Below are 18,506 nucleotides of genomic sequence, written 5' to 3'. Positions count from 1 at the left end.
GGTGTATTCGGACGCGGCTGGCGCGCGAGGGAGGTCGGCCGGGGTGATCCCGTCTGCGTTCGTCAGTCCCGTTGCAGCAGGACCGTGGTGTCGGGAGGCAGCAACCCGGCGTCGTCCAGCGGTCCTGAGGCGAGGAGGGGGCTGGTGGCGTCGGGGAGCGGGATCGGTTGGTCGGTGAGGTTGACCGCGCACAGCAGGCCGTTGCCGCGTGCGAAGAGGAGCGTGTCTGCCTGGCATTCCAGCCAGCGGAATTCCTCAGTGCGCAGGTTGGGGTTGGTGCGGCGCAGGCGCAGGGCGGAGCGGTAGAGCTGGAGCATGGAGGTGCGGTCGGCCTGGTTGGCTTCGGCGGTGTAGGACTTCCAGTCGTCGGGCTGGGGAAGCCAGGGTGCGGCTCCGGACGTGCTGAAGCCGAAGGGCGGGGTGTCGCCGGTCCAAGGGAGGGGGACGCGACAGCCGTCGCGGCCTCGGACCGTGTGGCCGGAGCGTTCCCAGGTGGGGTCCTGGAGGGCCGACTCGGGGAGGTCTTCGACCTCGTGCAGGCCGAGTTCCTCGCCCTGGTAGATGTACGCGCCTCCGGGCAGGGCCAGCATCAGTAGGGCCGCCGCTCGGGCTCGGTGGGTGCCGAGGGTGAGGTCGGTGGGGTGGCCCTGGTCGCGTATCGGGGTCGTGACGCCGGTGTTGGCGCGGCCGTAGCGGGTGACGTGGCGGGCCTCGTCGTGGTTGGAGAGGACCCAGGTGGCGGGGGCGCCGACACTCGCCAGATCGGTGATCGTGCGGTCGATCACCTCGCGCAGCTTGCCTGCCTCGAAGGCGCACTTGAGGAAGTCGAAGTTGAAGGCGGTGTGGAGTTCGTCAGGGCGGAGGTAGTCGGGCAGGCGGCCGGGGCGGACGTGGGCCTCGGCGACGAAGACGCGGGGGTCGGGGTAGCTGTCGGCGATGGCGCGCCAGCTGCGGAAGATGTCGTGGACACCGTCGCGATCCCAGTGAGGGTGGTTGTCTTCGTGAGCGATGACGGAGAACTCCGTCAGGCCGAGGTCCGGGAGGGCCGGATCCTTCACCATGCCGTGGGCGACGTCGATGCGGAAGCCGTCGACGCCCAGGTCGAACCAGAAGCGCAGAATCGACTCGAACTCGGCCCGGACCTCGTCGTTGTCCCAGTTGAGGTCGGGCTGTTCGGGGGCGAAGAGGTGGAGGTACCACTGGCCGTCCGGCGTGCGGGTCCAGGTGGGGCCACCGAAGGCCGCGTGCCAGTCGTTCGGAGGCAGGGAGCCGTTCTCGCCCCTGCCGTCGCGGAAGAGGAACCGCGTTCGTTCCGGGGATCCGGGCGCCGCCGCCAATGCCCTCTGGAACCAGGTGTGTTGGTCGGAGGTGTGGTTGGGGACGATGTCCAGGATCACCCGCAGGCCCAGCTCGTGGGCCTCGGCGATCAGCTTCCGGGCTTCGTCGAGGGTGCCGTAGGTGGGGTGGATGTCGCGGAAGTCGGAGACGTCGTAGCCACCGTCGGCCAGCGGGGACGGATACCAGGGGTTGATCCAGATCGCGTCGACACCGACGTGGGCCAGGTACTGCAGGCGGGAGCGCAGGCCGGCGATGTCGCCGGTTCCGTCGCCGTCGCCGTCGGCGAAGCTGCGTATGTACACCTGGTAGATGACCGCGGTGCGCCACCAGGAGTCGTTCGCGGCGTCGTTGGTGCGGGGTGTGTTGTTCATGTGGCTGGGTCCTGTCGGAGAGGAGTGCGTGCTCCGCACCGCCCGCTAATTGATCACAAGGAACTTCGGGTGCCTGGTCCGGCTATCCCTTGGTCGCGCCTGCCGTGCCGCCGCGGACGAAGTGCCGCTGGAAGGCGAAGAAGACCAGTGCCACGGGGATGGTCATGAGCAGGGCCGCCGCCAGCTTGATCGGGTACTGGTTGCCGTCGCCGAGCTGGCCGGAGACGAGTGAGGCGACCCCGGAGGTCAACGTGTTCAGTTCCGGGCTCTGCCGGGACACGATGAAGTGCGGCAGTTCGTTCCACGATCCCTGGAACGACAGGATGGTCAGGGTGATCAGGGCCGGCTTGGCCATCGGCAGCACCACGGACCAGAAGATCCGGAAGGTGCTCGCCCCGTCGATGCGGGCCGCTTCCTCGACGCTGATGGGGATCGACTCGAAGAACTGCTTCATGATGAACACCCCCGCGGCATCCGCGAGCAGCGGGACGATCATCCCCGAGTAGGAGTCGTACATCCCCAGTTGGTTGAGGACGAGGAACTTCGGGATCAGCAGGACCACGCCGGGCACGGCCATGACCGCGATGACGGCACCGAACAGTGCACCGCGGCCGCGGAAGCGCAGCCGGGCCAGTGCGTATCCGGCAAGGGAGTCGAAGAACACGCGGCCCGCGGTGACGAAGAGTGCGACGACGACGGAGTTCGTGAACCAGCGTGGATAGTCCGCCTCGGCGAGCCGGCTGAAGGCCGCTGGCGTGAAGTGGGTCGGCCACAGCGACAGCGGGTGGCTGGTGGCATCCGCGTCGGTCTTGAAGCTCGTCGCGAGCTGGATGAGGAAAGGGTAGATGTAGAGCAGCGCGATGGCGACGAGAGCGGTGTAGCCGAGTACCCGGGTGAGACCGCTGCCGCGGCGGGTGCGCGTGGGTGCGCCTGCGCGGCGGTTTGTGCCCGTGCCGTCTGTGTCGGCGTGCTTGTGCTGTGTGCTCATCGCGTGCCTCTGTTGTGGACGTCGGCTGTGGCCGCTGGGGCGGCTGCGGTGGTGGGCGCGGTTGCTGCGGTGCGGGTCATCAGGCCGTCCCTGTGGTTGGGCCGGATCCGGAGCGGGCCGCTTTCGCCGCGCGCCGGGTGGCGGCCTTGGCGCGGGCCTCGTCCTTGTCGCGCAGGACGAACCGTTGCAGCAGCGTCATCACGACGATGATCGAGAAGAGGATGAAGGCGATGGCGCTGCCCTGTCCCCACTCGTTGTTGAAGAACGAGGACTGGTACGACAGGAACGCGGGAGTCAGCGTCGTCTTTCCCGGTCCGCCCTTGGTCATGACGTAGATCTGGTCGAAGACCTGCCAGGTGCCGATGAGGCCGAGGGTCAGGACGAGGAAGAGGGTCGGCTTGAGCATGGGCAGCGTGACGTGGCGGAAGCGCTGCCAGCGCCCGGTGCCGTCGATCTCGGCGGCCTCCTCGACTTCGAGGGGGATGTCCTGCAGCGCGGCGAGGAACATGAGCATGAACGTGCCCGCCGTCGTCCACACCACCAGGGCGATGACCGCGCACATGGCCACGCTGGGGCCCGAGATCCAGTCCCACAGGGACAGACCGCCCACGGTGGTGTCGGCGAGTGCGGACGGTGGCGCGTCGTTGTTCACGCCGAAGGCATCGAGGGCGAGGTGGATGATGCCGCGCGGATCGGCGAACCAGGCCGGCCCGTCGACTCCGATCTTCGCCAGCAGGGAGTTGACGACACCGCTGGAGGAGAACAGGAACAGGAAGACGACCGAGATCGCGACCGAGCTCGTCACCGCCGGGAAGTAGTACGCGGTGCGGAAGAAGCCTTTGCCCTTCAGCCGTCTGCCGTTGACCAGGAGCGCCAGGCCCAGCGCGAGCGCGGTCTGCAGCGGGACGACGAAGAGCACGTAGTAGGCGTTGTTGCGCAGGCTCGTCATGAAGTCGCTCTGCGCCAGGCCGGGCTTGGTGAGCAGCGGCTCGTAGTTCTGGCCGCCGACGAAGTGCACGCCTGACGAGAAGGGGCTGCCCTGGCCGTTCCAGTCGGACAGGCTCACCCACAGCGCCATGCCGATCGGCACGACCAGGAAGAGTCCGAGCACGACGAGGACGGGTGAGACGAACAGCCAGCCGGCGAGACCTTCCCGGCCCCGGATACCGCCGCGGGGCGCTCGCGTGTGGCGGCCTTCACCAGCTCCTCCACTGGCTTTGGCACCGTCCGGGCCGGTGTCCTTTCGGCGGCCGCCCGGCACGGGTGACGGGGCGGGGGCCTCGGCGGTGCCTGCCGGGCGGGCCGGTGCCGGGCCGCTGCCCGGGCCCTGTGCGGGCCCGGGGCTCGGTTCACTCATCGCAGATTCACTCTCACTCTGTCCGGATCCGGGGTGTCCGAATCACTGGCCAACGACCGCCTGCGCGTTCTTCTGAAGTCGCACGAGGATCTGCTTCGGGTCGGCACTGGGCAGTCCCTGAAGGCCGGTGTCGAAGTCGGTGAGTACCTGGTCGATCCTCGGGATGTTCACCGGGGCCTGGGCATACGCGGCGCCGTCGATGAATGCCTTGTCCTGCGGGAACTGGGCGACGTACTCGGCCTCAGCGGACTGCCGTGACGGCATCACGCCGAGCGCCTTGGCGAAGCTCAGTTCGGCGTCCTTCGCGGTCATCGCCTTGACGAAGTCGATGGCCGCGGCCTTGTGCTTGCTCTTCGCCGCGATACCCCAGCACTGGCTTAAGGCGAGCGTGCCCTTTTTGCCCGTCGGACCGGTCGGGAGCGGGACCGTCTTGTACTTGACGTCCGGGTAGTCGTTCTTCATGGCGCCGGCGATCCAGTTGCCCTCGATCGTCATGGCGGCCTTCTGCTTGCCGAAGGCCTCGCCCGACCAGCCGGAGTCGAGCTGCTTGGGGTACTTGGCCGAGCCGTCGGCGAGCAGCGACTTCACGTAGTTCAGGGCCTTGAGGTTCTCGGGAGAGTCCGCGGTGACCTTGGTGGCATCCTTGTCGGTCACCCATCCGCCGGCCTGGACCATGAAGGCGCCGATCCGGTCGCGCGTGTCGCCGAGGGCCAGGCCGACCTGCTTGCTTGTCGTCAGCTTCTTCGCCACCGCTGCCAGTTCCTGCCAGGTGGTGGGGATGTCGGCGTCGGTCAGGCCGGCCTTCGCCCACGCCGTGGTGTTGATCTGCAGGCCGAGCGTGGAGAAATCCTTGGGAACGCAGTAGAGCTTGCCGTCGTAGGTGAACGCCTGACGCAGAGCAGGGTAGAAGTCGTCCTTCCCCTCGAAACTGTCGCCGTACGGTTCGAGACTGCCCGCGCTGGCGTACGTCGCGAAGAACTTGGCGTCGACGTAGAAGACGTCCGGCGGGTTGTTGGAGGCGAAGCCCTGGCCGAGCTGCTGGCTGATGTCCTGAGCCTGGGTGACGGTCGCCTTGTTGCCGGACTTGGCCGCCCATGCGCTGGAGGCGTCCGTGACGGCCTTCGTCTCGGCGTCACCGCTGGAGGCGATGAGGACCTTGATCGAGGCGGGACCGGCCGACGCCTGGCTGTCGGTGCCGCTGTCGTCGAACCCACTGCCACCACAGGCCGACAGACTGAGCGACAACACCGCGGCGGCACCAACCGCCCAGCGGGTACGCGGATTTCTCATGACAAATCTCCTTGTGCAGGGCCGACCTGACGAGCCGGTGGTAGAGGGGACCGCATCCCGTCGCCGCACTGGGGCCATGATCGGGAGCGCGGGTGTTGGCAGAGCGGACTACGGAGCCGCTCGGCGGGATGAGAAGCGTGTGGTGTTGCGGGGCGGCTAGCCGCTCACGCGGACGACGAGCCGAGGCGGCAGCAGGACCGGGGCAGGCAGGGTGGGCGGCGTTTGGGGTGCCGCCAGCAGTTTCTGGAGCATCTGCAGGCAGGCGGCGGCGGCCTCGTCGTACGGCTGCGCCACGCTGCTCAGGCCTACGACCGCCGCGGTCGGGGAGTCGTCGAAGCCGACCACCGCGACATCGGCCCCGGGGCGCATTCCACGCGCGGTGATCTCGGTCCAGGCCCCGAGGGCCAGCGAGTCGCTCGCGCAGACGATCGCGGTCGGCGGGGTGGGCAGGTCGAGCATCGCCGCAGCGGCCTCGCGGCCGGTGTCGAGCCCGTCGGGGACGCCCATGTCATAGCCCGCCGGGGTATCGAGCCCGGACACGGCCATAAGGGCGGACCAGCCGCTGCGCCGGTCCGCACCTACTTCAAAACCTTCCGGCCAGCCGAGGAAGGCGATCCGACGGTGGCCGGCCCCGATGAGATGCCGGGTCGCGGCAAGGGTCCCTTGCGCGCCGTCGACATCGACCCAGCCGTGCGGCTCGGGAGCCTCGGGTTCGACTCCCCAGGGACGGCCGAAGGTCACGAACGGCACCCGGCGCTCGGTGAGCCATGCCGTCCGGCGGTCGCCGGCATGTGTGGCGTGCAGGACGAAGGCGTCGAGGTCGTGGTCGTCGAGAAGCTGTTCGTACAGAGCGCATTCGTGGTCGTCGTCCGTGGCCGTGAACACCACGATCCGGTAGCCGGCCTCCTGGGTCTGGGCGGTCAGCGACTGGAGGAAGTGGGCGAGGACGGCGCCGTTGACGCCGTCGCGCGGCGGCTCGATGCGGGCGCCGATCAGTCGTGAACGCCGGGTCCGCAGCGTCCGGGAAGCCTGGTTCGGGCGGTAGTTGAGTTCCTTGATGGCGGCCTGCACACGGGCCAGGGTCTCCGGCCGCACCCGGTGCGGCGCGTTGATGACGTTGGACACCGTCTGCATCGACACAGAGGCATGCCGCGCCACGCTCTCGAGTGTTACTCGCGCCATCGCGAAGCCACCTCCACAAAGTTCACGGCACCGCACCGCAGCGTATCGCCGTCGCCGTGGGGCGTCGTAACGTCGTCCCGCTTCGATTTGAACGTTAAATTTAGCGTTCTGATCGGTTACTGTGGCGATCGCCGCTCGGACTGTCAAGAGTCGGCGCAGTTACGAATCGCCCTCACAACCGCCCACGAGACACGAGGGCACCGGACGGAGCTTCATGACTTCACCTCAGCGGCAGCCGCTCCTGCACGACCTCGCGGTCACCCTCGCCGCCCCGACCGTCGTGCTGTCCCGGCCGGATGGCAACCTCGACGCCGCCGCTCCCGGCGCGGGCGTGCAGGGGCTCTTCCACGCCGACGTGCGCGCGGTGAGTATGCTGCGCGTGGCGCTGCGCCCCGTCGGTGCCCCGTCAGGTGAACACGCCGGGAAGGCGCCCCCCACGGCCGGCGGCGAGGCCGCGGGCACAGGCGACGGCGAGGGCTGGCTTCCTGTCATCGGGGTCATGAACGCGACGGACGGACCCGGTCGCAGCCGTTTCGTCGGTCTGGCCCAGGCACTCGGCGACGCCGTTCCCGACCCGACCGTCCGGGTCGACCGGCGGCGCATCCTCAACCCTGGCCTGCTCACCGAACAGCTCACCGTCCGCTCCACCGCGACCACGCCGGTGCACCTCGCCGTCCGGGTGGAAATCGCCGGGGACCTCGCGCCACTGGAGCACGCGAAGGCGGGCCAGGCAGCCCGGTCTCCTCTCAAGCCCGCGGGCGAACTGTCGCCCGGCACCGGCGGGTTGAGCTGGGGTGACGACACGGTCGCTGTCGCCGTCAGCGCCCCCGGCGCGACACCCGACGCCGAGCACTCCACGCTGACCTGGACCCTCACGGTCGAGCCCGGCGAGAGCGCCGACCTGCACCTGGCCGTCGAGATCACCGAACCGGACGCGGTCGTCACGGCCGCCGACCCCCGACCCACCTGGCAGCGCCCGGATGTCACCGCCGACGACCGCCGCCTGCCCGCACTCCTCGCGCAGAGCCTGGACGACCTCCACTCACTGCGCATGGCCACGGCCGCATCGCCCGGTGACACCTTCCTCGCCGCAGGCGTCCCCTGGTTCTTCACACTCTTCGGCCGGGACAGCCTGTGGGCCGCTCGAATGCTCCTGCCGCTGGGCACAGACCTCGCCCTGGGCACCCTGCGCACCCTGGCCGCCCAGCAGGGCACCCGCACCGATACAGCATCGGAGGAAGAGCCGGGCAAGATCCTCCACGAGGTCCGGCGCGGGGTCTTCGACGACGGCATGGGCCTTCGCCTGCCCCCCGTCTACTACGGCACGGTCGACGCGACCCCCCTGTGGATCTGCCTGCTCCACGACGCATGGCGCTGGGGCCTGCCCGCCGCCGACATCAAACCGCTGCTGCCCACTCTCACGGCGGCTCTCGGCTGGATCGACGCCGCCGCCCAGGCCGGAGACGGGTTCCTCTCCTACGTCGACCACACCGGCACCGGCCTGGCCAACCAAGGCTGGAAAGACTCCGCGGACGCCGCGCGGTTCGCCGACGGCCGCCTCGCCGAAGCGCCCCTGGCTCTCGCCGAAGTACAGGGCTACGCCTACGAGGCGGCCCAAGCCGGAGCGGCACTCCTCGACGCCTTCGGTCTGCCCGACGGTGAACGATGGCGGACTTTCGCGTCCGGCCTCTCCGACCGCTTCCGCGCACAATTCTGGGTCTCCGACCAGCACGGGCCCTACCCGGCCATGGCACTCGACGGCTCGGGCCGACCGGTGGACGCGGTCGCGAGCAACATGGGCCATCTCCTGGCCACCGGCATCCTCAACGCCGACGAGACCGCCGCCGTCGCCGCACGGCTCGCCGCCCCGGACATGTCCGACGCCTACGGGCTGCGGACGATGTCGTCGACGTCCGGCGGCTTCGGCCCGCTGCGCTACCACTGCGGCGCCGTCTGGCCCCACGACACCGCCATCGCCGTCGTCGGCCTCGCCCGCACCGGACACCCCGACGCCGCCGCCCGGCTCATCGAGGGCATCCTCGCCGCGGCACCGGCCTTCGACTACCGGCTGCCGGAACTGTGGGGCGGCGACGCCCGCACGGACACCCCCGCACCGGTCCCCTACCCGGCCGCCTGCCGGCCACAAGCCTGGTCAGCGGCATCAGTCATCGCCCTCATGACCGCGCTCACCGGGCTGGAGCCCGACGTACCCGCAGGCCGCCTGCACCTCCGGCCGACAGGCCCACTCCCCGTCGGCGCGCTCACCGTCGCAGGGCTCACCGTCGCGGGAGAACGGCTCGACGTCAAAATCGGCTCCGACGGGCGGATCGAATCGGTATCACCCCCGGCTCGGCTGATCGTCGAGCACTACGCCCAGTCGCGGGCCTGACTCGCCGGACCATATCCGCGGACAGCTCAACAGCGCATAACCGAAGGGGACGGGCTTGCGGGCGCTGGTCTCCGTCAACGCGGGGCGAGTGGCGCTGCGTTCGAGGCTCGGCACTGAGATGGCGCCGGCCTTTCCGGAGGTTGTGGCCGGGGCCGCGCAGCTGCCGGACGCGACCGCGAGGAGCTGCTCGCCACGCGGTGGGCGACCGCGACGGCGGACCGTACGATCCGAGATCCCGGGCGGCCCGGCGTCCGGCTGCGCTGCTACCTGGCCGTACGGGAGATCAACTGGTAGCACCTAACAAGCAGAGGGCTGGGGAGGCACGGCAGGGCGCTGACCTGGTGGTCGGCGGTGTCACGGCCGTGGTCGGAGTGATCCCAGCGCGCGCTGTGCGTCCAGGGGTGTCAGCGTGGTCAGCAGGAGCATCGTGCGGTGGGCAGAGGGAGTGGATGGTCATGGCGCGCGCGATCTGGACCGGTGTGATCACCTTCGGGCTGGTCAGCGTGCCGGTCGGCCTGTTCACCGCGACCGAGGACCACACCGTCCACTTCCACCAGTTGCAGCGCGGCACCTCCGACCGGATCCGCAACCGGCGGGTCAACGAACGCACCGGCAACGAAGTGGACAGCGAGGACATCGTCAAGGGCTTCGAGGTGGGCGAGGGCGAGTACGTCGTCGTGGAGCCGGACGAACTCGACGAGATCGCGCCGGGCCGCTCCCAGACCATCGAGATCATCGACTTCGTCGACCTGGACCAGATCGAGCCCGTCTACTTCGACCGCACCTACTACATCGCCCCGCGCGGCACGGAGTACACCAAGGTCTACGAACTGCTGCGCGCCGCCCTGACCGAAGCCAACAAGGTCGGGATCGCCACGTTCGTGATGCGCAACAAGCAGTACCTGACCGCGCTGCGCGCGGAGCACACGGTCCTGGTGCTCCAGACCCTCCACTGGGCCGATGAGGTCCGCGACCCACGCCAGGAGCTGCCCCAACTGCCCTCCCGTCGGGCGGGCAAGGGCAAGGAGCTGGACATGGCGCTCCAGCTGGTCGGCGCGCTCAGCGGGCCGTGGGAGCCTGCCCGGTATCACGACACCTACCAGGAGAAGGTGCGGGAGCTGGTGCAGGCGAAGGCCGAGGGCCAGGAGGTCGCGCCGGCCGAGGAGGCGCCGGCGGCCACCAACGTCATCGACCTGATGACGGTCCTGCAGGGCAGCATCGACCAGGCCCGCGGCGGACGGAAGACAGAAAGTGAGCCGCCTCAGAAGAAGCCGGCCCCGGCCCGCAAGGCGGCACGGAAGACGGCCGGGAAAGCAGCCGGGAAGGCGGCGAAGAAGACCGACGCCAGGAAGGCACCGCCGAAGACGGCCCGCGCATCGGCCGCATCCCGCAGCCGGCACGGCACCGGCAAGAGCGAACTGCGGCAACTGAGCAAGGCTCAGCTGTACCAGCGGGCCACCGAACACAACATCACCGGACGCTCCAAGATGAGCCGGGAGGAACTCATCGACGCCCTCGCCCGCGCCGGGCGCCGCCGCAAGAAAAGCGCCGCCTGACCCGGCATCGTGCCGCGCCCGTGTCATGAACCCTGCCGAAGCCGATGCTGAGCACTCCCTGCCCGGGCCCGATCCACGGCCGGGTGAGCCCGCGGAGCCGAAGTGGGACGGTTCTCCAGACACTCAGATGTGTCTCACCTACTGGTGCCGTCGTTCCAGGAGCCTGTGCGCGAGGGCGGCCACGGGAGTTTGGGCGCGTTCTTCGTCCTACACATGACGATGTGCGACCCGTTCCGGGTGAAGGCGATCGGTACGTTGCGCGGAGTTCCGTCCTTGGCGACGTAGGCCAGGCGGGTCACGTCACGGGCCAGCAGCTCCTGGCTGATCGGGCGGCAGAACCTCGATGATCTCGTTCGGCTGCATGGTTCGGTTTCTCCTTCTCAGCGCAGTTGCTCGGCCAGTCCGACGATGATGCCCTCCGGGCCGCGGAGGTAGCAGAGCAGATAGCTGTCCTCGAACCGGGCGATCTCGCCGACGAGTTCGGCGCCGTGAGGGCGCAGGCGGGCAACGGTGTCCTCGATGTCGTCGACGGCGAACATGACGCGGTGCGTGCCCAGAATGTTGTGCGGCCGGTTGCGCGGCCCGGCGCTGATCGCCGCGGGGCTGCGGTACTTCGCCAGCTCGAGCCGGCTGTGACCGTCCGGGGTCCGGACCATCGCGATGTCACAGCGGACGCCGTCGAGTCCGGTGCACTGGTCGGCGACGAGGCCCTGGACCTCCGCCCTGCCCTCCAGCTCCATACCGAGTTCCACGAAGAACGCGATGGCGGCCTCCATGTCCTCGACGACGATGCCGACGTTGTCCATCCGCTGAACCGCCATGCTGGCTTCTCCTTCTTCCTCGTGCGGCCGGTGGTGGCCGCTGATGTCCCTGGGACGGAGCCGGTGGCACGTTCTCGACATCCGCAGACCGCCGAACCCCGAAAAATCTGGATCGAGCCCCAGCACCGCTAGGACCTGTTGTGAAAGTGCTGGTCACAGCCACTCGTGCGCACTCGACGGCATGGCGTTCGCGGTAGTCGGTCTTGTCGAACTTCGGTGGCTGGCCGCCACGGGAGCCGAGCTTCGCCCGGTTGCGGGCCCGGTCGGCAGGGATGGGGATCGTGGCCTTGATCCCGCGTCGTCGCAGGTAGGAGCGGTTGCTTCGGGAGTCGTATGCCTTGTCCGCGCGGACCCGGTCCGGGCGTTTGCGTGGCCGCCCAAGCCCCAGCCGGGGCACCCGGATCGCCTCCAGAACGGGCTCGAACTGCGGCGAGTCACCCCGCTGTCCAGCTGTGATCACGATCGACAGAGGTTTCTGTCCCTGCCCCACCGCGAGATGAATCTTGGTGGTCACCCCGCCCCGGGAACGTCCGAGTCCGTGATCGGCCGGTTCGGCCAAGACCCCGCCGGGCGGCTCCTTCTGGATCCCCCCTTTCGCCGCCCCGGCGGCGTGCTGGTGGGCCCGGCAGACTGTCGAGTCGACGCTCACGTCCCAGGTGATCAGGCCCTTCGCATCGGCCTCCGCCTGGAGCTGGGTGACGATCCTCGCCCAGGTGCCGTCCCGCTGCCGGCGCTGGAACAGGTCATGGACCCGGTCCCACGGCCCGTACCTCTCCGGCACGTCCCGCCAGGGGGCGCCGGTCCGTGTCCGCCATCGTATGCCGTCCATCAGCTGCCGCCGCGTCCACACCGGTGGACGGCCCGGCTTGATGCCCTGCGGCAGCAACGGTTCCAGCCGTGCCCACCGGCCACTCGTCAGATCTCCACGCCCAACGACGTGTGATCATCCACGACCAGGATCCACCTGCGCGACAGCCCCTCAGGCTGTGCTCTGGGGTCGATGCAGCCGGTTGAACCCTGCCTGCAGGGTGTGGATGGTGACAGTGCCTCCGCCGAGCATCTCGGCCTTCTGCCGGAGCTGGTCTACGACCACTGGGCTCGGTCGTCCGTACACGTCGATGGACCTCATGCGGATGAGCCCACCGAACGCGCGGAACTTCGGTCCGCCGATCTCCATGTGGAGCTCCATTGACGCCGAATCAGGATGGACGGCCAGTGTCGTCATCATCGACTCGGCCTCGTCGACGAAGAAGTGGTAGGCGATCAGCTGCGGCTCGTGTGCCTCGGCGAACGCGGTCAGATCACGCATCGCGTCCTTCACCTCCGCGAGCTTGCCCTCGCGGAGATCCGAGCGATCAACGTAGTAAATGGGTTCCGCCATGCCGCCTGAACCTATCGCAGGCCCCCCGTTAGGCCCACTCGGCGCGCGGTCCCGCTTACACATCCTCCCTTTGCTGGCCTCAACTTTCGCAACATGCCCTAGCAGACCCGCGAGCCAGGCGCCACCACCGAGGGTGAGTGCGGCGCAGGTGGCCGCTGCCATGAAGACGATCAGCCGCAGCGTGCCGTCGCCTCAACGAGCTCCTGGGCCCTCCTTCCGATGCCCTCCATCCCGGTCTCGAAGCCCTGCGGAACGACATCGCCACCGCCGAGCACCCCATCACCGCCAGGCGGTGGCGTGAACCTCCCGGAAGGCCACCGAGATGCGCCGGCAGGGAGAGTAGCCGCTGAGAAGCTGTCTTCATGATGGACAAAGCCGGTGGGGCTCAAGGTCAGTCGGTTCTCCCGGGAAAGTACGCGCGCGTCGAACGGGAGCGGCGGTTCCTCCTGGCTGAACCGCCGGCACCGTCAGCAGTGACGGCCTACCGGACGATCACCGATCGGTATCTGGTGGGAACCCGCCTGCGTCTGCGACGCGCCGAATGGCCAGACGGCAGCCGCGAGCTCAAGCTCACCCAGAAAGTGCCGGTCGCTCGGCCGGGAGCGGTTCAGGGACTGATCACGAATACGTACTTGTCGCCGGCCGAGTACGACCTGCTCGCCTCGCTGCCGGCCACGGTGCTGTCCAAGACGCGTTTCAGCGTGCCTCCCTTGGGCGTCGACGTCTTCGACGGCCCTCTGCGGGGCCTGGTCCTGGCGGAGGCCGAGTTCACCACCGACGAGGGGGCCCAATCTTTTGCGCCTCTTCCAGAGTGTGTGGCAGAGGTGACCGACGACTCCCGCTTCACCGGAGGCTGCCTTGTCGAGACCTCTCGCCAGGATCTGCTCCAGTGGCTGGCCGAGTACGGGCTCCACCCAGCGACTCCCTAGATGATCGATTCCAAGGGGTGTAGTGCTCGTAGGCGGTCAGTGCGCGCATGACCGGCTGGCCGCGCAGGAACCTGGCTCCACTCATCAGGCCCCCTTGGAATCGATCATCCAGGGAACCGGGAGGCGCTCTACCGGCGGACCGCCGAGATCAGTCCGCCGGGCCGCTCCTCGCGCTGAGGCGGGGTGCTGATCGGGCGGCCGTAGGCGGCAGCGCGCTCGCGCAGGGTGTGGCTGTCGGCCTCCCAGCCGTGCCCGGCCAGCCAGCCCACCGGGTCGTCGGGCATCTCCGAGACCCACATGGACGCCGCCGATCCCGGCTCGGCGTCCGCGCCGAAGCGCTCGATCACGCCGCGCGAGCCCAACGTCAGCCCCATCCGACTGCCTGCCGCCGACTGCGCGCTGATCCGGGCCAGCAGCAGCTCCACCGCGTCCTCGGGCAGATAGATCAGCAGTCCTTCGGCGATCCACGCGGTCGGCACCCCCGGGTCGTGCCCTACGGCGGCCAGCGCGCCTGGCCAGTCCTCACGCAGATCCACCGCGACGGTGATCCGCTCGCAGCGTGCGACGGCCCGCTCCTGGCGCAGCACCGAAGCCTTGAAGCCCAGTGGCGCGGCGGTGTCGACCTCGAACAGCCGGGTGCCTTCGGGCCAGTCCATCCGGAAGGCCCGGCTGTCCATGCCGGCGCCGAGTAGCACGACCTGCCGGACCCCGGACGCGGAGGCCTGCTGCAACAGGTCGTCGAGGAACTTCGTCCTGATGACGATGGAGAACGCCACGCCCAGCCGACGGCGTCGCGCGGCCTCGTCACCGGGCAGCGGCGGCGAGGAGGGCCCCAGACCGCCGGCGGTGGCGAAGGCCTGTGCCAGTGGGTCGCGGAACAGCGCGTTCTCCCGCTCGGTCTCCAGCGCCCGCACCCTGGCCACCCCCACCGCCGTGGCCCACACTCCCGACGGCTGCACCCGCTCCGGCTCATCAGTCACCGCGCCAGCCTAGATGATCGATGACAAGGGGACCTGATGAGTGGAGCCAGGTTAAGGGGAACAAGCCGACTCCGCCCGCCGCCGCGAACGCGTCGTCCAAGCCCTCGATGCAGCCCTGCGCGGCGGTGAGGACATCACCGTGTCCAGCCACCCGGGCCGCTCACGTCGACCGCACTCCTCTACCGCCAGCGTGACTTACTCGAACGCTTTTCACGCCGCCGCAACGACCCCTGCCGAGCAGGGCAGAACAACGGCCGTGAGCAGGACCTCACTCAACACCGACCTCGCCCGATGAGGATGAGCAGGCCCGCGGTCCGCTACGAGGCCACTGTCCTCGTCGCGGCCATCAACGAGTGGCTGTGATCAGCACGCTTCGCCAGAGTTCGTAGTCCTGGGCCGCCTCCTCCGAGCGACTGCCGCGCAGCGTAAGACCAACAGCATCCTCGTCTGACGGTACGTCTGGGGCCGGCTGGGAAGCAGATTGGGGTGACGGCGGAGCGGTATAGCGGCGGGTCGAGGCCAAGAACGATCGCTGCTGAGCTGAAGGTGCCGACGCAAGACCGTCCTGGGTCCTGTGGCGGTTCAGCGCTCGATGCCCAGGCCGTCCAGGAACTCCTGGAACAGATCCTCCACGAACGGGTCGGACCGCTTCGACAGGACATCGGCGATCGTCTTGGGCAGGGGGGTCAGGCCAGCCGCCCGTGCCCAGGCCACAGCGCGCTCCGCAGCCTCCTCCGGCCCCAGGAACCAATCGTCGACGGATTGGCCGCCCTCCGCCATGTAGGCGGACATAGCTGTCCGGTCGAGACATGCGCGCCAGGTTGCCTGGTCCCTGGTTCGGCCTTCCAGCACAAGGCAGTCACTGTCCATGACGAATCCGGCAAGGACCGGGCGGCCAGTGACTTCCACAAGCTCGATGAGAGTCTCCTCGTCGAGTGAGGTCTGCCCTTCCAACGACCAGAGCCGCCAGTCATCGGCGCGCTCCTGAAGCAGCTCCATGTGCACCCCGTCGGTGAAGGCTGCCGCCCGGTTCAGCGGGTGCCGATGGCGGACGACGATGAGAGGGCCCCAGTACCCCATGTGATTGCTCCATCTCCGAGAGCCGCTGCCTGGCGTCGCTCGCCGCCGCCACCCAGAGCCGCGTTTGCGTTGGGAGGTGCGATTCTTGCAGAAGTCGCATCCTTGTCGGCCCGGACTCGGTCGTTCGTCAGACCCCACGCCCCAGAACATAATCACCACACAACCAAGATCCACTTTCGCAACCGGCCCTACGCCCCCGCACATCGCCCACGCCCAGGCCCAGGACATCGAACTCCTCGACGGACACATTCAGCGCTACGGCTTCTTCGGAACTCACTCGCTCCTGCGAGTGATCAAGAAGCCTCCTGCAAGGTGATCACGTCGCCCACGCAGGACGACGCGCTCAACGCCCGCGCCGCCGCCACTCCGACACGCTCTCGCGTGGGCTGCCACCGAGCATCCCGGGCGGGACTTTCTACGAGCGACACGGCGCTCTCCGTACTGACGAGCGCGTCTTGCCTGTTCGAGCAGGCTCAGCAAAGAGCGAGCACTCCAACCTGGTAACAAAGAACCTCTGTGGGATCGCGACCCGGTCCGACAAGACTGCCATCTCCTACGAAGCAGGAGTCGCCCTCGCATCGCTGAGCAACGACGGCACAGTTCAACTCCGGGCAACCGGCACACGCTCTGACGGGACGCTACCCAGCGGGCCCGAACCGGGCAGGGCTTCAGAACGGGGGATCGTCGTGCCAGGAACCGTCCGACAGCTCGGGCGGCCGGGGGGTGCGCCGCTGGAGGACGGCCAGGACGTCCTCGACGCGTCCGAGGTCGATGAGGTAGCCGGCCAGGTCATGGCTGTTCGCGGAGGCGTGCTGTTCCAGGACGGCGACGGCCTCCTCGGTGCGTCCGGCGCTGGCGAGCAGCTCGGCGATGTGCGGCGCCGCGTATGAGGAGGCGCCCTCGGGATGGGCGCGGGCCTGTGCGATCGCTTCGTCGACGCCGTCGCGGGCGGCGATCAGCGGCAGCCGTATCCAGTACAGGTCCCAGTCCTCCTCGCCCCCGCGGGCGGCGGCGAGGGCGGCGAGGTGCGCCAGGCCGTCCTCGGGGCGGCCCTGGTCGAGGCACAGGTCGGACAGAGTATGGAGGATCCAGTCGTCCCCGTTGCGGGCGTCGGCCTGGACACGCATCACGTCGATCGCTTCGTTGCCCCGGCCGTGCCGGGCCAGGAGCTGCGCGAGTTCGAAGGCCGAATTGGGGTCGCCGCCCAGGGGTCCGTCGGCCTGCCGGTATGCCGCGATCGCCCCTTCCACGTCGCCGCGCTCCTCCAGCAACCTCGCGAGCCGTTGTACGGCGTACCTCGAGTCATCAGTCGCCGCAGCTGCCCGAAGCTCGTCGAGCCGACCGTGCCGTGCCAGCAGCGCGGCCAGTTGCTCACGGTTGTCGAGCAGCATGGTGCTGCCGGTGCGCAGCAGGGCGACCGCCTCGTCGGTGCGGCCCTGGCGCTCGCGGATCCTGGCGAGGAGCCCGATCGCCGTGTCGCGATCGAGGCCTCGGCAGCACCACGGGAAGTCGGAACACCGGTGTTCGGTCCGGGCGGCAAGCAGCGCGGCGGCTTCCTCGTCGCGGCCGGCGGCGGCCGCGACGTCGACCAGTACCACGCCGAGGGATTGCTCGCCGATGTGCGGGCGCAGCAGGGTGAACGCCTCCTCTGCGCGGCCGTGCCGGGCGAGTAGGCGCGCGTAGGACTCCAGCGCCATCAGGTGTCCGGCCTCCATGCGGACCCGGGTGATCTCGGTCGCCTCGTCGACGCGGCCCCAGCCCTCCAGCAGCTCGGCCGCGGCTGCGACGGCCGTCCACCAGCCTGTCGCCAGGTACGGGGCGAGCACCTCCAAGGCGTCGGCCTGTCGGCCCTGCGCACCCAGCAACCGCGCCCACGCCAGCGCGCAGAACCACTCCCCGCGTCCGGCCTGCAGCTCCACCACGTCCACGTGGCCGCGTTCGAGCAGCCGTGAGACCAGCTCCGGCGGGATGCAGCCGGACCGCGTCCGGGCCCGGTAGTCAAGATCAGTAGCGTCCACGGCCACGCACCATAGCGCTCGCCGCTGACACCTTGCCGACATCCCGGCAGTTTCGAATACAGCACGGTTGGAATGACGCTCCCCGCCAATCGAGGCGTCGGCGTGGACGGCCACCACGTCGACGCCGCCATGCGCAAGCTGATCGGGAAACGGCCGTGGCTGACGGTCTTTCGCTTCCCGACCTGCACGCCCCGACCTGCACGCCCCGACCTCAACCCGGCCGAGGACGTGAGGACGCCTGAAGAAGAGCCTGGGCAACCTCACCCCGTGCAGTATCGACCACCTGGCCGGCCTGGTCCGCACCCGCCTCAAACGGATGCAGTACCGGTCCGACCTGCTCGACGGATTCATCGCCGAGACCGGACAACGACGCCGCCATGACGTCACCCCGAACCGAAAACCTCAGTAGCGCCACAGACCGCCCAGCCACGCCGCCGTGCCCAGCAGATGCAGCACACGGCGGGGATCCTTTCGGCAACGCCATCACACAACATCACCCGGCCGTGGCCGCGCATGGCTGCCTGGCCGTCCTGCCCGCCAAGAGCTGGACGCAGGCAAAGCAGAAATGTCCGTGGTGGCGGCGGGCGGAAGGGAGGCCCGAAGCCTCATCGCTTGGTTCGGGAGACGGGCGGTTCGGCCTCTGCGGAGCCCGTATCGCCCCTACCGCCCGTACCCTCGTAGTGTCTACGGCGTCATACAGCGGGCGCCAAACCCCTGGAGGCAACACCCCGTGCTGATTGCTCAGCGTCCCTCGTTGACCGAAGAGGTCGTCGACGAATTCCGCTCCCGGTTCGTGATCGAGCCGCTGGAGCCGGGCTTCGGCTAC

At 69.1% G+C, this 18,506-nt stretch carries 14 protein-coding genes and 2 pseudogenes; 4 read left to right on the top strand and 12 right to left on the bottom strand.

Translation table 11 applies throughout. The features are described from left to right. Positions 1–62: 62 nt before the first annotated feature. From ACFYO2_RS39895 to ACFYO2_RS39875, 5 genes are all read right to left on the bottom strand, one after another. A complete protein-coding gene (locus ACFYO2_RS39895; RefSeq protein WP_388359662.1) occupies positions 63–1,709 on the bottom strand; it encodes a glycoside hydrolase family 13 protein in 1,647 nt (548 codons plus the stop codon). A gap of 82 nt (positions 1,710–1,791) precedes the next feature. After that, positions 1,792–2,697 (bottom strand): carbohydrate ABC transporter permease, encoded by a 906-nt coding sequence (locus ACFYO2_RS39890; protein WP_388359659.1) that lies wholly within the window; start codon positions 2,695–2,697, stop codon positions 1,792–1,794. A gap of 79 nt (positions 2,698–2,776) precedes the next feature. Beyond that, positions 2,777–4,054 (bottom strand): carbohydrate ABC transporter permease, encoded by a 1,278-nt coding sequence (locus ACFYO2_RS39885; RefSeq protein ID WP_388359656.1) that lies wholly within the window; start codon positions 4,052–4,054, stop codon positions 2,777–2,779. 42 nt (positions 4,055–4,096) lie between these two features. After that, positions 4,097–5,344 carry an extracellular solute-binding protein gene (locus tag ACFYO2_RS39880; RefSeq protein WP_388359654.1) on the bottom strand — a complete coding sequence of 416 codons (1,248 nt, stop codon included), beginning with the start codon at positions 5,342–5,344 and terminating at the stop codon, positions 4,097–4,099. A 156-nt stretch (positions 5,345–5,500) separates the two neighbouring features. Continuing rightward, a complete protein-coding gene (locus ACFYO2_RS39875; protein WP_388359651.1) occupies positions 5,501–6,526 on the bottom strand; it encodes a LacI family DNA-binding transcriptional regulator in 1,026 nt (341 codons plus the stop codon). Between the two features lie 214 nt (positions 6,527–6,740). On the opposite strand from ACFYO2_RS39875, the gene ACFYO2_RS39870 reads away from it, so the two are divergent. From ACFYO2_RS39870 to ACFYO2_RS39860, 3 genes are all read left to right on the top strand, one after another. Continuing rightward, positions 6,741–8,915: a glycogen debranching N-terminal domain-containing protein gene (locus ACFYO2_RS39870; protein ID WP_388359649.1), complete on the top strand. Its 2,175-nt coding sequence runs from the start codon at positions 6,741–6,743 to the stop codon at positions 8,913–8,915. A 183-nt stretch (positions 8,916–9,098) separates the two neighbouring features. Beyond that, entirely contained in the window at positions 9,099–9,209 is a 111-nt protein-coding gene (locus ACFYO2_RS39865) for a DUF6207 family protein (RefSeq protein WP_388359775.1), read from the top strand. A 161-nt stretch (positions 9,210–9,370) separates the two neighbouring features. Then, positions 9,371–10,471, top strand: a complete 1,101-nt coding sequence (locus ACFYO2_RS39860) for a Ku protein (RefSeq protein WP_388359646.1) — start codon at positions 9,371–9,373, stop codon at positions 10,469–10,471. Positions 10,472–10,653: 182 nt separating this feature from the next. Here ACFYO2_RS39860 and ACFYO2_RS39855 read toward each other — a convergent pair. The 4 genes and pseudogenes from ACFYO2_RS39855 to ACFYO2_RS39840 form a co-directional block, all read right to left on the bottom strand. Beyond that, positions 10,654–10,834 (bottom strand): annotated as a pseudogene (locus ACFYO2_RS39855) (pyridoxamine 5-phosphate oxidase); the annotation flags it as partial. Between the two features lie 17 nt (positions 10,835–10,851). Continuing rightward, positions 10,852–11,292: a VOC family protein gene (locus tag ACFYO2_RS39850; protein WP_388359644.1), complete on the bottom strand. Its 441-nt coding sequence runs from the start codon at positions 11,290–11,292 to the stop codon at positions 10,852–10,854. A 181-nt stretch (positions 11,293–11,473) separates the two neighbouring features. Then, a pseudogene (locus ACFYO2_RS39845) lies at positions 11,474–12,211 on the bottom strand (IS5 family transposase); the annotation flags it as partial. Positions 12,212–12,271: 60 nt separating this feature from the next. Beyond that, positions 12,272–12,673, bottom strand: a complete 402-nt coding sequence (locus ACFYO2_RS39840) for a hypothetical protein (protein WP_388359643.1) — start codon at positions 12,671–12,673, stop codon at positions 12,272–12,274. 362 nt (positions 12,674–13,035) lie between these two features. Between ACFYO2_RS39840 and ACFYO2_RS39835 the strand changes: the two genes are divergently transcribed. Next, positions 13,036–13,602 (top strand): hypothetical protein, encoded by a 567-nt coding sequence (locus ACFYO2_RS39835; RefSeq protein WP_388359642.1) that lies wholly within the window; start codon positions 13,036–13,038, stop codon positions 13,600–13,602. Positions 13,603–13,730: 128 nt separating this feature from the next. Here the strand turns inward: ACFYO2_RS39835 and ACFYO2_RS39830 are convergent, their stop codons facing one another. From ACFYO2_RS39830 to ACFYO2_RS39820, 3 genes are all read right to left on the bottom strand, one after another. After that, positions 13,731–14,582: a class I SAM-dependent methyltransferase gene (locus ACFYO2_RS39830; protein WP_388359640.1), complete on the bottom strand. Its 852-nt coding sequence runs from the start codon at positions 14,580–14,582 to the stop codon at positions 13,731–13,733. Positions 14,583–15,164: 582 nt separating this feature from the next. After that, on the bottom strand, positions 15,165–15,581 hold the full coding sequence (locus ACFYO2_RS39825) for a hypothetical protein (protein WP_388359638.1): 417 nt from the start codon (positions 15,579–15,581) through the stop codon (positions 15,165–15,167). A gap of 749 nt (positions 15,582–16,330) precedes the next feature. Next, complete coding sequence (locus ACFYO2_RS39820) at positions 16,331–17,680, bottom strand: tetratricopeptide repeat protein (protein ID WP_388359635.1); 1,350 nt, start codon at positions 17,678–17,680, stop codon at positions 16,331–16,333. Positions 17,681–18,506 lie beyond the last annotated feature (826 nt).

The organism is Streptomyces sp. NPDC006602 (assembly GCF_042870385.1).
Lineage (GTDB): Bacteria > Actinomycetota > Actinomycetes > Streptomycetales > Streptomycetaceae > Streptomyces.
The sequence above is the reverse complement of the archived record's forward strand: the minus strand, read 5'-3'. Positions and strand labels throughout refer to the sequence as shown.